The sequence below is a fragment of the Micromonospora sp. NPDC048040 genome (assembly GCF_055587185.1).
On the sequence record NZ_JBVJGT010000024.1, the window covers coordinates 1 to 12,135 of the forward strand.

Annotated in this window: 12 protein-coding genes; 6 read left to right on the plus strand and 6 right to left on the minus strand. The window is 74.6% G+C overall.

Annotation, left to right across the window (positions count from 1 at the left end; genetic code table 11):
- Positions 1–146: 146 nt before the first annotated feature.
- Positions 147–1,196, plus strand: coding sequence for a fatty acid desaturase family protein (locus ACZ6O2_RS21790; RefSeq protein WP_466024085.1), 1,050 nt, complete (start codon positions 147–149; stop codon positions 1,194–1,196).
- Between the two features lie 56 nt (positions 1,197–1,252).
- Here the strand turns inward: ACZ6O2_RS21790 and ACZ6O2_RS21795 are convergent, their stop codons facing one another.
- Positions 1,253–2,020, minus strand: a complete 768-nt coding sequence (locus tag ACZ6O2_RS21795; protein ID WP_350703701.1) for a hypothetical protein — start codon at positions 2,018–2,020, stop codon at positions 1,253–1,255.
- Between the two features lie 186 nt (positions 2,021–2,206).
- Here ACZ6O2_RS21795 and ACZ6O2_RS21800 point away from each other — a divergent pair, with 186 nt between their 5' ends.
- Positions 2,207–2,500 (plus strand): 4a-hydroxytetrahydrobiopterin dehydratase, encoded by a 294-nt coding sequence (locus ACZ6O2_RS21800; RefSeq protein ID WP_350703699.1) that lies wholly within the window; start codon positions 2,207–2,209, stop codon positions 2,498–2,500.
- Complete coding sequence (locus tag ACZ6O2_RS21805; RefSeq protein ID WP_350703697.1) at positions 2,497–3,642, plus strand: FHA domain-containing protein; 1,146 nt, start codon at positions 2,497–2,499, stop codon at positions 3,640–3,642. The genes ACZ6O2_RS21800 and ACZ6O2_RS21805 overlap by 4 nt, the downstream gene beginning before the upstream one ends.
- 64 nt (positions 3,643–3,706) lie before the next feature.
- Here ACZ6O2_RS21805 and rocD read toward each other — a convergent pair whose 3' ends face one another.
- The 3 genes from rocD to ACZ6O2_RS21820 form a co-directional block, all read right to left on the minus strand.
- Positions 3,707–4,921 (minus strand): ornithine--oxo-acid transaminase, encoded by a 1,215-nt coding sequence (gene rocD / locus ACZ6O2_RS21810; RefSeq protein WP_466024086.1) that lies wholly within the window; start codon positions 4,919–4,921, stop codon positions 3,707–3,709.
- Positions 4,918–5,733 (minus strand): dimethylargininase, encoded by an 816-nt coding sequence (ddaH, locus tag ACZ6O2_RS21815; protein WP_350704147.1) that lies wholly within the window; start codon positions 5,731–5,733, stop codon positions 4,918–4,920. Before ddaH ends, rocD begins: the two co-directional genes overlap by 4 nt.
- Positions 5,734–6,135: 402 nt before the next feature.
- Complete coding sequence (locus ACZ6O2_RS21820) at positions 6,136–6,933, minus strand: thrombospondin (protein WP_466024087.1); 798 nt, start codon at positions 6,931–6,933, stop codon at positions 6,136–6,138.
- 138 nt (positions 6,934–7,071) lie between these two features.
- Here ACZ6O2_RS21820 and ACZ6O2_RS21825 point away from each other — a divergent pair, with 138 nt between their 5' ends.
- Positions 7,072–7,881 (plus strand): Fpg/Nei family DNA glycosylase, encoded by an 810-nt coding sequence (locus ACZ6O2_RS21825; protein WP_466024088.1) that lies wholly within the window; start codon positions 7,072–7,074, stop codon positions 7,879–7,881.
- Between the two features lie 12 nt (positions 7,882–7,893).
- On the opposite strand, the gene ACZ6O2_RS21830 is transcribed toward ACZ6O2_RS21825, so the two are convergent.
- Positions 7,894–8,772: an aminoglycoside phosphotransferase family protein gene (locus ACZ6O2_RS21830; RefSeq protein ID WP_466024121.1), complete on the minus strand. Its 879-nt coding sequence runs from the start codon at positions 8,770–8,772 to the stop codon at positions 7,894–7,896.
- 89 nt (positions 8,773–8,861) lie between these two features.
- Between ACZ6O2_RS21830 and ACZ6O2_RS21835 the strand changes: the two genes are divergently transcribed.
- Both ACZ6O2_RS21835 and ACZ6O2_RS21840 read left to right on the plus strand, forming a co-directional pair.
- A complete protein-coding gene (locus ACZ6O2_RS21835) occupies positions 8,862–9,383 on the plus strand; it encodes a SigE family RNA polymerase sigma factor (protein WP_466024089.1) in 522 nt (173 codons plus the stop codon).
- Complete coding sequence (locus ACZ6O2_RS21840) at positions 9,380–10,639, plus strand: hypothetical protein (protein WP_466024090.1); 1,260 nt, start codon at positions 9,380–9,382, stop codon at positions 10,637–10,639. Before ACZ6O2_RS21835 ends, ACZ6O2_RS21840 begins: the two co-directional genes overlap by 4 nt.
- Before the next feature lie 65 nt (positions 10,640–10,704).
- Here ACZ6O2_RS21840 and ACZ6O2_RS21845 read toward each other — a convergent pair whose 3' ends face one another.
- The gene (locus tag ACZ6O2_RS21845; RefSeq protein WP_466024091.1) at positions 10,705–12,126 is read right to left on the minus strand and encodes a WGR domain-containing protein; all 1,422 of its coding nucleotides are present in this window, start codon (positions 12,124–12,126) and stop codon (positions 10,705–10,707) included.
- Positions 12,127–12,135 lie beyond the last annotated feature (9 nt).

The following is a 12,135-nucleotide window of genomic DNA, read 5'->3' on the forward strand; positions in this document are numbered from 1 at the left end:
AACCCCTCCCCCCCCCCCCCCCCCCCCTCCCCCCCCCCCCCTTTGGGGGGGTGGACCGCTCCCCCCCCCCCCCCCTCCCCCCCCCCCCCGACCGCCCCCCCCCCCCCCCCCCCCCCGGTACCCGGATCGAGAGAACGGGAGCCGCAATGGTGCTCGCAGCGGTGGCGGACCCGCCGGTACGGCGGGGCAGTGACTACTCACAGTTGTCCCGGCGGATCAGCGGGGCGGGGCTGCTGGAGCGGCGCCCGGGCCGGTACGTGACGCGGATCGTGCTCACCCTGGGCGTCTTCGCGGCGGGCTGGGTCGCGGTCGGGCTGGTCGGGGACTCGTGGGCGCAGCTCCTGGTCGCCGTGTTCCTGGCCGTCGCCACCACGCAGGTCGCGTTCCTCGGCCACGACGCCGGCCACCGGCAGATGTTCCGCCGGCGCGGGCCGAGCGAGGCGGTGGGCCTGCTCACCGGCAACCTGGCGGTGGGGCTCAGCTACGGCTGGTGGGTCGACAAGCACAACCGGCACCACGCCAACCCGAACCACGAGGACGAGGACCCGGACGTCGGGGCGGGCGCGCTGGTCTGGACGTACGAGCAGGCCGCCGCGACGCGTGGCGTCAACCGCTGGCTCGCCCGCCGGCAGGCGTGGCTGTTCTTCCCGATGCTGCTGCTGGAAGGGCTCGCCCTGCACGTGGCGAGCGTGCAGGCGGTCGTCGGGCGGGAGCCGGACGGCGGGTTCCGCACCCCGATGCGGCACCGGAGGGTGGAGGCGCTGCTGCTGGGCCTGCACGCGGTGGGCTACCTCGGCGGGCTGCTGCTGGCGATGTCCCCGGGCAAGGCGCTGCTGTTCGTCGCCGTCCACCAGGGACTCTGGGGCCTCTACATGGGCTGCTCGTTCGCCCCCAACCACAAGGGGATGCCGATGCCGACCGCCGACGACGAGCTCGACTTCCTGCGCAAGCAGGTGCTGACCTCCCGCAACGTCCGGGGCGGCCGGTTCGTCGACGTCGCGCTCGGCGGGCTCAACTACCAGATCGAGCACCACCTGTTCCCGAACATGCCGCGGGCGAACCTGCGCCGGGCCCAGCCGATCGTGCGCGCGTACTGCGTCGAGCGGGGCATCCCGTACGCCGAGACGGGGCTGGTGGAGTCGTACCGCCAGGCGCTCGCGCACCTGCACGAGGTGGGCCGGCCGCTGCGCGGCTGAGACGCGCGGCGGGGGCGGCGCCGACCGGCGCCGCCCCCGCCTCCGTACGGTCGGGCTCAGGAGCCCATGGACTCGATCAGCTCCTGCGGGGCCTCCTGCGTGTCGCTCGCGGCGGGCTTCTTCACGGTGACCGGGGCGCCGAAGTCCGAGTAGGTGGTGGTCATCATGCCCAGCGACTCGTGCAGCACGCTGGTGTCGATGGCGAACTCGACGAGCCGGCCCTGGTCGTCCACCTTGGCGGTGAACGGGACGGCCTTGGCCTTCTCGCCGAGGGCCTTGATGGACGGGTCGTCGGCCTTCGTGCGGGTGTAGTCGAGGGTGCCGGCGTAGCTGCCGGTGCCCGTCTTCTCGACGTCCACCACGCTCTCGATCATCTGCTTCGCGCCGCCCGGGTCGCCCTCGGGCATCAGGTTGAACTGGCCGCTCTTACCGAGCTTGGTGGTGTCCATGTGCAGCCACTTCTTCGGCATCCCCTGCATACCGGTGATCTTCAGGTAGGCGTCGTCGCCGAGCAGCAGGATCCGGAAGGTGCCCTCCGCGCCCAGCTTCATCGTCATGTCGCCGGTCTTGGTGGCCGGGTCCATCACGCCGCTGCCGTTGACGACCGCCGACTTCAGTTCCATCCGGACGCTCTGCTGGTTGAGCTTCTGCGCGGCGGCGGTCAGCTCGGCGCGGGCGTCCGCCGGGGCCGAGCTGGCGGGTGCCGCGCCGGTGCCGTTGCCGGCCGGAGCGTCCGCGTCCGTCTTCGTGCCGCACCCGGTGAGACCGAGGCTGAGCGCGGCGACGATAGCGACCCCCGTGGTCGCCAGCCGTCGAGTGTTCATGCTGAGAATCTCCTCTGGCAGGGTGGGCCGGGGGCGACGCCGGTCGCGGCCCGGCCGGGCCGCCGGTCAGCCTAACGTCCGCCACCCACAGCCGTGGATCTATGTCCCGCCCCGCCGCCTGCCGGGTGGGACACACCTCCCGCCGCTGGTCGGCGTCGTTCCGACCCCTCCCGGTAGGGTCTCCCCATGGCAGACGTGCTCACCGCCGAGGCGGTGCGAGACGAGCTGGGCGGGCTGGCGGGCTGGTCGGGAGACCCGACCGGGATCACCCGCACCGTGGAGCTGGCCAGTTTCCCGGAGGCCATCGCGGTCGTCGACCGGGTCGCCGTGACGGCGGAGGAGCTGGACCACCACCCCGACATCGACATCCGCTGGCGCACCCTGACGTTCCGCTGCGTGACGCACTCGGCGCGCGGGGTAACCCGGCGTGATCTGGAACTGGCCCGGCGGATCGACGAGATCGTGGGGAGCGTCCGATGAGATTCGAGATCAGCAAGGTGCTCGACGCCATCGAGGGGCGGGTCTGCACCGACCCGTCGCTGGCCCGGGCCGTCCTCGACCTGGCCGAGGTGATCCGCTACCAGGACCTCGACGGCGGCCGGCCGGCCAGCCTGCTCCGCCTCGGCATGGTGATCGACGCCCTCGCCCGGGAGCTGGAGGAGGACAGCGTCCCCGTCTACGCGGTCGTCCACCGGGCGCTGCTCTCCGACGCCGACCTCACCTCCAACGAGCGGATGGTGGTCCGCCGGTGGGCCGACGACGGGCTGGTCGAGGTGCTCGACAACCCGGGCGACCGGATGCTGGAGGTGGCCGACCTGCTCGGGCTGCCGGTGCTCACCCGGGTGCGGACGGACGGCCTGCGCGGGCGCTACCCGTGGCTGGTCGAGCAGCCCGGCCGTGTGCTCGCCCCGGTGCCGGGCGCCGGCGGGCCGGCCTTCGTCGCCCACGTCGGCGGCGGGCACACCCCGGTCGCCGGCGACCGGTCGCCGGCCGGCGTGAAGCTGCTCTCCCGGCAGTGGCGCTGCCCGGAGCCGGGCTGCGCGCTCTTCGGCGGCGGGGGCGGCGGGTCCTTCGCCGACCTGGCCCGGGTGGAGCGCAGCCCCGCCGCCCAGCCCCCGCCCTCCCTGCGCGGTGGCGCGCCCACCTGCCCGCGGCACGGCGTCCGGCTCGGCGACGCCGGTCCGCGACCGCGCAGCGAGGTCCTGGCCGTCCGCGTCGGCGGGCTGATCCGGCGCCGCTTCGTGCTCACCGAGGATCAGCCGGCGCTGGTCGGCCGGGCGCCCGACCAGGCCGGCGGGATCGTGCTCGGCCAGTGGCTCAACGACGAGGCGCGCCGGTGGATCAGCCGCAGCCACCTCCGGTTCGAGCTGCGGGTCGGCGAGGTGATCGTGACCGACGTGAGCACCAACGGCTCCGGCATCCGGCCGGGCGGGTCGATGGCGGAGAGCGACCGCGTCCCGCTGGCGCCGAAGCAGTCGCGGGTGGTGGCCGAGGGCGACATGGTCGAGCTCTACCCCGGGGTGCAGATCGGCCGGCCCGGCGAGCTTCCCGCCGGCGCGCCGTACACGCCGAACTCGGTGATGGCCGAGGCCCCCACGATGGCGATGCGCCTGCCCCGCTGACTGTCGGGGAAACGACGGCGGGCGCCGGGACCGTGGTCCCGACGCCCGCCGCTGTCGTACGGGGTCAGCCGGCCAGCACGGCGGCGAGCTGGGCCACCGCGTGGTCGATCTCCTCCTCGGTGATCACCAGCGGCGGGGCGAGCCGGATGGTGGAGCCGTGGGTGTCCTTGGCCAGCACGCCGCGCTCGGCGAGCCGCTCACACGCCTCCCGGCCGCTCATCAGCGCCGGGTCGATGTCCAGCCCCGCCCACAGTCCGCGGCCCCGTACGGCGACCAGGCCCCTGCCGACCAGCGACTGGAGGCCGGCGTGCAGCCGGGCGCCCAGCTCGGTCGAGCGGCGCTGGAACTCGCCGGTGGCCAGCAGCCGGACCACCTCGGTGGCGACCGCGCAGGCCAGCGGGTTGCCGCCGAAGGTCGAGCCGTGCTGGCCCGGCTTCAGCACACCCAGCACGTCGGAGTTCGCGGCCACCGCGGAGACCGGCACGATGCCGCCGCCCAGCGCCTTGCCGAGCAGGTACATGTCCGGTACGACGCCCTCGTGCTCGCAGGCGAAGGTGGCGCCGGTGCGGCCCAGGCCGGACTGGATCTCGTCGGCGACGAAGAGCACGTTCCGCTCGGTGCAGACCCGGCGTACGCCCGGCAGGTAGCCCTCCGGCGGCACGACGACGCCCTGCTCGCCCTGGATGGGCTCGAGCAGCACCGCGACGGTGTTCTCGTCGATGGCGGCGGTCAGCGCGTCCAGGTCGCCGTAGGGCACGACCGTGAAGCCCGGGGTGTACGGCCCGAAGTCGGCGCGGGCGTCCTCGTCGGTGGAGAAGCTGACGATGGTGGTCGTGCGGCCGTGGAAGTTCCCCTCGGCGACCACGATGTTGGCCTGGCCCGGCGTCACGCCCTTGACCTGGTAGCCCCACTTGCGGGCCACCTTGATGCCGGTCTCCACCGCCTCGGCGCCGGTGTTCATCGGCAGCACGAGGTCCTTGCCGCAGAGCTCGGCCAGCTCCCGGCAGAAGTCGGCGAACTGGTCGTGGATGAACGCCCGGCTGGTGAGGGTCAGCTTGTCGAGCTGCGCGTGCGCGGCCGCGACGAGCTGCGGGTGCCGGTGCCCGAAGTTCAGCGCGGAGTAGCCGGCCAGGCAGTCGAGGTAGCGGCGGCCGTCCACGTCGGTCAGCCAGACGCCCTCGGCGGAGGAGATGACCACCGGCAGCGGGTGGTAGTTGTGCGCGGTCCACCGCTCCGCGTCGCGGACCGCCTCCGGCGTCCGCAGCATGTCCTCGATCACTTGCTCGCCTTTCCCTGACGGAGTCGCAACGTGCAGCACTTCGGCCCGCCGCCGGCCTTCCGCAGCTCGGACAGGTCGACGCCGATGGTCTCGTAGCCCCGGTCGCGCAGCTTCGCGGCCAGGCCGGTGGCCTGCGCGGGCAGCACCACGTGCCGGCCGTCGCTGACCGCGTTCAGCCCGAAGACCTCGGCGTCGGCCAGGGTGGCGTGCACCGCGTCCGGGAAGAGCCGGCGCAGCACGGCCCGGCTGCCGGGCGAGAACGCCTCCGGCAGGTAGGCCACGGTCCGTTCGTCGAGCACGGTGAGCGCGGTGTCCAGGTGGTAGAAGCGCGGGTCGACCAGCTGCATGGTGACCACCGGGTAGCCGAAGACCTCCTGGAGCTGCGCGTGCGAGGCGTGCGCGGTGCGGAAGCCGGTGCCGGCCAGCAGGAAGTCGCCGGCCAGCAGGATGTCGCCCTCGCCCTCGTTGACGTGCTTCGGGTCGTGCATCTCGAAGCCGGCGGCCTCGAACCAGGCGCGGTACGCGGGGGCCTCGTCGGCGCGCTGCGGGTCGCGGAACTGCACGGCCATCGCCCTGCCGTCGATCACCGTGCCGCCGTTGGCGGCGAAGACCATGTCGGGCAGCCCGGGCACCGGAGTGATCTCCTCGACGGTGTGGCCCAGGTCCCGGTAGATCTGGCGCAGCTGTTCCCACTGCCGGACGGCGAGGTCGGCGTCGACCGGGGCCGTCGGGTCCATCCACGGGTTGATCGCGTAGTCGACGGCGAAGTACGTCGGCCGGCACATCAGGAAGCGCTGGCTGGTGGCGTCCATCGTCATTGTCCTGCTCCCAGGGGGTCGGGCGCGCCCCGGCCATCTTCGACCCACGGGGCTGGCGCCGTCCGTCAACGCTATGCGGGCCGGGCCGACAGGATCCACCGGTGATGGTTGCGTGGGGCGGACGATCGTTGCGTATGAGACCGCGCTGGCGTCGAATCGTTGCGTCTCGGCGGAGGCGGCCGTGGTCCGGGCCGGCGTGGACCGCTCGCCCGATCAGCCCTGCCACGGAGCGAAGCAGCGCGCCGCCGGTCCAACCGGCCCCGGACGCACTTCGGGGGCGGCGAACCGCCGCCCCCGAAAAGGATGTGCCCGGCTGGTGAACCACCAGGCTGGTCGGGCGTCGCCGATGAACCACCGGCACTGCCGGCGCACCGCCGGCGAGCCCGACAGTGCCCGCTAGAAGCGGTCCGCAAACTGTGAGTCGAGCCACTCCCGCAGGCGCCCCACCCAGTCGCCGTCGGTGGTCGGCCAGTCGAACTGGCCGGTCATCGCGAGCACGCCCAGCACCACCGCGCCGAGGCCGAACGCGATGCCCAGCAGGGCGTCGGTCTTGCCCGCGATGTGCCGGCGCCGGGTGGCCACGAGACCCAGCACGGCGAGGACCGCGCCGACCGCACCGAGCCCGATGCCGTACCCGGCGAGGGTGCCGGTGAGCACGAAGAGGGCACCGGCGACGCCGACGACCAGGCCGAGCGTGGCGAGCAGGCTGGCCCGGGGCTTCGGGCCGGCGACCACCGGCCGCTCCGGGGCGCGGTCGGCGACGCCGTCGCCGTCCCGGTCGACGGGGTGGTCCACCGGGCGGTCCCGGTCCGTCCCGGCGACCCGCGCCGCCGCCGCGTCCCGGTCCAGGTCGACCGTCCGGCCGTCGACGGTCCGTTCGAGGGCCGGGTCCGCGTCGGTGATCCGGGGGTTGCGCCAGCTGTCGTCGTCGGCCGGCCGGGCGGTGGCCGCCCGCGCGACGGCGGCGCGCTCGGCCGCCCGCCGCTCGGCGTCGCCGCCCCGACCGTCGGCTCCGGTCGCCCGACCGTCGGCTCCGGTCGCGGCGCCGCTGCGGTAGGTCGCCTGGTCGCTGTCCCGGTCGGTCACCACCGGGCGGTCGGCCCGGCCCGTGTCCTCGGCCCGGTCCCGGCCGCCCGCGTCGTCGTCCGTCGGTGCCGGCTCCGTCCGGCGCGACAGGGAAGGAATCTTGACCACAACACACCTCCTGATGAATGCGCGGCGGCCGATGGAGCGGGTGGCGCCCGCGCGGTAACGAACCCGAGGTACCCAGCCGCGACCTCCGCGACACCCGGCCGCGTCGGCGCCGGCCCCGTCCCGGCTACCGTTGCCGTCGTGCCTGAGGGACACACCATCCACCGACTCGCCGCGCGGCACGCCGAGCTGTTCGCCGGCGACAAGCTGCACGCCGCCAGCCCGCAGGGCCGCTTCGCCGAGGGCGCGGCCCGGCTCAGCGGCACGGTGCTGGAGGCCACCGAGGCGCACGGCAAGCACCTGCTGCACCACCACGCCGGCGAGCTGACGCTGCACGTCCATCTCGGGCTCTACGGCAGGTTCACCGACGGCGCGGGGGACCCGCCGGAGCCGGTCGGCCAGGTGCGGCTGCGGCTGACCAGCGACCGGCACTGGCTCGACCTGCGCGGCCCGGCCGCCTGCGAACTGCTCACCCCACCCGAGGTGGCGGCGCTGCGCGGCCGGCTCGGCCCCGACCCGTTGCGCGCCGACGCCGACCCCGACCGGGCGTACGCCCGGATCTCCCGCAGCCCCACGCCGCTGGCCGCGCTGCTGCTGGACCAGTCGGTGGTGGCCGGCACCGGGCTGATCTTCGTCACCGAGGCGTTGTTCCGGGCCGGGCTGCCGCCGACGCTGCCGGGACGGCGGCTGCCCCGCGCCGGCTGGGACGCACTCTGGGCCGACCTGGTGACGCTGATGCGGCTCGCCGTCACGCGCGGCCGGATCGACACCGTCCGCGACGCGCACCTGCCCGAGGCGATGGGCCGCGCCGCCCGGGTCGACCGGCACGGCGGCGAGGTGTACGTCTACCGCCGCCCCGGCGCGCCCTGCCACGTCTGCGGCACGCCGGTGGGCCGGGGCGAGCTGGCCGGCCGCAACCTCTACTGGTGCCCCACCTGCCAACCGGCCTGACGCCCGACGCGCTCACCCTGAACCGAGCAGCCAGCGGACCACCTCGACCTGTCGCGGGAAGACCTGCCCCTCGCCGATGCTCCAGGCCAGCGTCTGCCCGACCGTCCAGCCCCGCACCCGCTCCCGGTCCAGCCCCAGTTCCGCGCTCAGCCGGTCCAGCCGGTGCCGGACGGCGTCCGGCGAGTGCCCCAGCTCCGCCCCGCGCACCAGCGGCACGACGCCGAACTCCCGCTCGCCGGTCAGCGGCTTCGGGTCGATCACCAGCCACGGCTCCCGGGTGGCCCGCAGCACGTTGCCGGCGTGCAGGTCCTGGTTGACCAGCACCTGCTCACCCTGGCTGCCGACGAGGTCGCCGAGGAGCCCGAGCGCCGCGTCGAGCAGCCGCCGCTCGTACGGCCGGCCGGCCCGTTCCCAGTTCACCGGCAGCCGCTCGCACCACCCGGCGGCCTCCTCTGCGAGCGGGGTGAACGGCGGGCCGGCCGGTCGCCACAGCCGGGGCAACAGCCCGACCGCCACGTCCAGCGCCGCGTCGGCGGGCAGCTCGTGCAGCGGAGTGCCGGGCACACACCGCTCCACCAGCAGCGCCCGCCGCTCCGGGTCGTGCGCGAGCAGCCGGGCCGCCCCCGCCCCGGCCCAGTGTTCGAGCGCCGTCGCCTCGTGCACGCTGTCCGGGTCCGGGTACTGGAGCTTGAGCACCGCCGGCGTGCCGTCGGGCAGCGTGGCCGGCAGGGCCAGTGACGCGAAGGCGTACGGGAAGGGGCGTCCCACCCGCAGGTGCCAGCGTTCGACGCACTCCGCCAGCCGGGCCGGCAGCACCGCCCGCCACGCCCGGCCAGCCTCGACTTCTTCGGTCCAGCGCAGCCCGTCGGGGATCTCCAGCTCCACGGCCATCCGGTCATCCTCGGCCACGCCGGCTCGTCGCGTACAACCGTTTCCGGGCCGGGACCGTCTGGAACAGGGAACCCCACGGAGGTGGCCGGATGCCGGACGCATCGGACCAGGAATACATCGAGTACGTCACCGCACGCCTGCCCGCACTGCGCCGGCTCGCGTACGCCCTCAGCGGCGACGCCGACCAGGCCGACGACCTGGTGCAGGAGACCGCAACCCGGCTCTACCGGCGCTGGGCGCGGATCGGGGAGGTCGAGCAGCTCGACGCGTACGTCCGCACGGTGCTGGTCCGGCTCTTCCTGGACACCCGGCGGCGCGGCTGGTGGCGGGTGCACCTGTTCGGCGGGCCGCCCGACGTCCGGTCCACCGAGGACCGGGGCGCCGAGGAGCGGACCGTGCTGCGCGAGGCGCTGGCCAAGGTGCCGCCACGCCAGCGGGCCGTGCTGGTGCTGCGGTTCGTGCACGACCTGCCGGTCGAGGAAGTGGCCCGGACGCTGGGCTGCTCGGCCGGCACGGTGAAGAGCCAGACCTCGCACGGGCTGGCGGCGATGCGACGACTACTCGGCGGCCGGGAACCGGCCGGTCGGGCCGGAGGAGAGCGGAGACCATGACGATGGACGAGGAACGCGTCACCGACCTGCTGCGTCGGCTCGACGACGAACCCGACGGGCCGCCCCGGATCGATGTGCCGGGGGCGATCCGGGAGGCGCGCCGGCGCCGGCGCAACCGCCGGGCGGCGGTGGCCGGCGCAGCAGCGCTCGGCGTGCTGGCGGCTGCCGCCCTGCCGGCGGCCCTGCACCGTGTCGACGGGGCGACCCCTGCTCCGGCGGGGGTGAGCGTCAGCCCCGTGCCACCCACCCCGAAGCCGTCGCCGCCCGGCCCGTGGCAGGGCAAGTGCGAGGCCGTGCTGCTGCCGGCGCCGGACAGCGCTGCTTCCGGGAGCGAGGTCACCGGAGGTGACCCCGACGGCCGGTGGCTGGTCGGCCACCTGAGCCTGAACGGGTCGCCGGACCGCCGCGTGTTGATCTGGGACGCCGGCCGGGGCCGGGAGGTCGAGATCCCTGGCACGTACCAGGAGTTGCGCGACGTCAACCGGGCCGGCCTGGCGGTGGGCTCGATGAGGCGCATCGGCGGAGGGCAGGAGGCGTGGGCGGTACGCGACGGCCAGGCCATCCGCCTGTCCGGGGTCGACGCCGGGGCGGCGAGAGCAGTCAACGACGCCGGCCGGATCGTCGGCTACCGGACCGACGGAAACGGGCCCGCGGGCCTGCCGAGGTGGCGGCCGGTGGTCTGGGACTCGTACGAGAGTCGGGCGGTCGACCTACCGCTGCCCGGCCCGCAGTGGGAGGGAACAGCCGTCGGCATCGACGAGGACGGCACCATCCTGGCCACCATGACCAACGGAGATCTGCATCAGCCTCCGCGCGCCGTCGTGTGGCGGCCGGGCGCGACCCGGCCGGAGGTGCTGCCGCTGCCCCGGGTGCCTGGCGGGGTCGCCTTCCAGTTCCTGCCCGTCTCGCTGGCGGGGGGCTGGGTGACCGGGACCGCCGGCCGGGAGACGAAGCCGGGAGAGCCGGGCACCTCGACGGGGTACAAGGTGCGGATCAATCTGCGGACCGGGCAGTCGGAGGTGCTGTCGGCCGACGTGAATATGGCAGCCGTGAACAGCCGGGGTTGGATAGCCGGTGTGCTGCCCTCCCTGGTCCCCGCCGTGGCCACCGGTACGACAGTGGTGAAGCTGCCCGGGCCCGACGGCGCGGTCGGCGCGCGGGGCTGGGTGCGGAGCATCAGCGACGACGGGCGCGTGGTCGGCGGGCAGCTCTACCTGAACAACAGGGGCTGGGCGGTGCGCTGGACCTGCCGCTGACGGGCCGCAGGCCTGGCGCTGACCGGTCCGGGGGCGGTCCCGCACCGCCCCCGGACCGGAGCATCTCAGCGCAGCCGGCGGATGTCGCCGTACGCCCGGTAGAAGCCGCCCCGGCCGGATTCGCGGACCTGGGTGACCAGGTAGCGCGCGCCCGGCTCGCGGATGCCCTTGGGGAACTGCACCGACCAGTCCTGGCGGTAGCCGGGGGAGAGCACGTGCACGCGCAGCCGGCCGCGGTCCTCGACGCACTGCACCACCACGCCGCCGTCGACGTCGCTGGTCACCTCGACCGTCGTCCACGCCGCCGGCTCCGGCAGCCGGGGCGGGGCCTTGACGTCGACCACCTCCGGCACGCTGCCGGCCTCCGCCGCCCGGATCGCCGGCTCGCTGGCGTCGACGCAGGCCAGGTAGCCGCCGGTGGTGACCACGTAGAGCCGCTCCTCGTGGTACTGCATCGAGTAGGCCGAGCCGCAGCCGGTGCCGAGCTTCCACAGCCGGTTGCCGGCCGCGTCGAAGCAGTAGATCGAGGACTGGCTGTCACCGGCGAAGACGAACCGGCCGCCCTCGGCCGTGGCGCAGGAGAAGACCGGGGCGTCGCAGCGGTAGGTGCGCTCCGTGCGGCCGTCCTTCGCCAGCCGCACCACCTCCCGGGTGCCGGTGCCGGCGAACACCGCGCCGGGCTCCTGCCAGCCGAAGAGCACCGAGCCGGTGCGGGTGTGCCACAGCTCCTGCCCGGTGCGCCAGTCGTAGCCGGTCACCCCCTGCGAGTGGCCGTGGTAGACCGCGTCGGCGTCGCAGCGCACCATCCAGGCCGACCGGCCGCGCCCCGCCCGGCGCCAGAGGAACTCGTCCTCGTGGTCGACGGCGGCGATGCCGCCGTCCGCGTCGGAGACGCCCAGCACTCCGTCGTGGATGTCGAGCCAGTAGATGTCGATGTCGGGGGCGATCGCGTACGCCACCCGGGGCACCTTGCCGGACAGGTCGTAGACGTTGCCGTCGTCGCACCCCGCGTAGATCCAGGCGTCGTCGGCGACGATGCACTTCACCCCGTCGGGGAGGCGGACCTGGTCGAGCACCCGGGCGTTGTGGTCGAGCGTGGTGATGACGCCGCGCTCGTTGCCGACCATGCAGGTCTGCCCGTCGACGAAGATGCCGAAGGCCGGGGCGCCGGAGTCGTAGCGCCAGAGCACCGGGGCGGTGCGGGCGGTGGAGCGGGTGCTGACGATCTGTCGCCGGGAGACGGCGCGCTTCTGCCGGGCGCCGCGCACGGCCGGCGCGTATCCCTTGCGGACCTTCTCGCCGATCTTCTTGGCGGCGGCCGCGCGGGCCCGGGCGTTGTCCGGGTATGCCGTGGTCTTGACCTGGCCCTGGTCGCCGATCCGGCCGTAGCGGACGGTCAGCGCGGCGTCGTCGACCACGACCTCGTAGAACTTGTGCGCGCCACCGTCCACTTCGGACAGTTCGAGGTAGGTCGTCTCCTGCGACAAGGGGGCCTC

What these genes read in the sequence shown, in the direction of transcription:
- ACZ6O2_RS21830 (WP_466024121.1), bottom strand. Translation starts at nt 8,772, where the DNA reads ATGGCCGTGGAGCTGGAGATCCCCGACGGGCTGCGCTGGACCGAAGAA.
- ACZ6O2_RS21805 (WP_350703697.1), top strand. Translation starts at nt 2,497, where the DNA reads ATGAGATTCGAGATCAGCAAGGTGCTCGACGCCATCGAGGGGCGGGTC.
- ACZ6O2_RS21790 (WP_466024085.1), top strand. Translation starts at nt 147, where the DNA reads ATGGTGCTCGCAGCGGTGGCGGACCCGCCGGTACGGCGGGGCAGTGAC.
- ACZ6O2_RS21795 (WP_350703701.1), bottom strand. Translation starts at nt 2,020, where the DNA reads ATGAACACTCGACGGCTGGCGACCACGGGGGTCGCTATCGTCGCCGCG.
- ACZ6O2_RS21800 (WP_350703699.1), top strand. Translation starts at nt 2,207, where the DNA reads ATGGCAGACGTGCTCACCGCCGAGGCGGTGCGAGACGAGCTGGGCGGG.
- ACZ6O2_RS21835 (WP_466024089.1), top strand. Translation starts at nt 8,862, where the DNA reads ATGCCGGACGCATCGGACCAGGAATACATCGAGTACGTCACCGCACGC.
- ddaH (WP_350704147.1), bottom strand. Translation starts at nt 5,733, where the DNA reads ATGGACGCCACCAGCCAGCGCTTCCTGATGTGCCGGCCGACGTACTTC.
- ACZ6O2_RS21840 (WP_466024090.1), top strand. Translation starts at nt 9,380, where the DNA reads ATGACGATGGACGAGGAACGCGTCACCGACCTGCTGCGTCGGCTCGAC.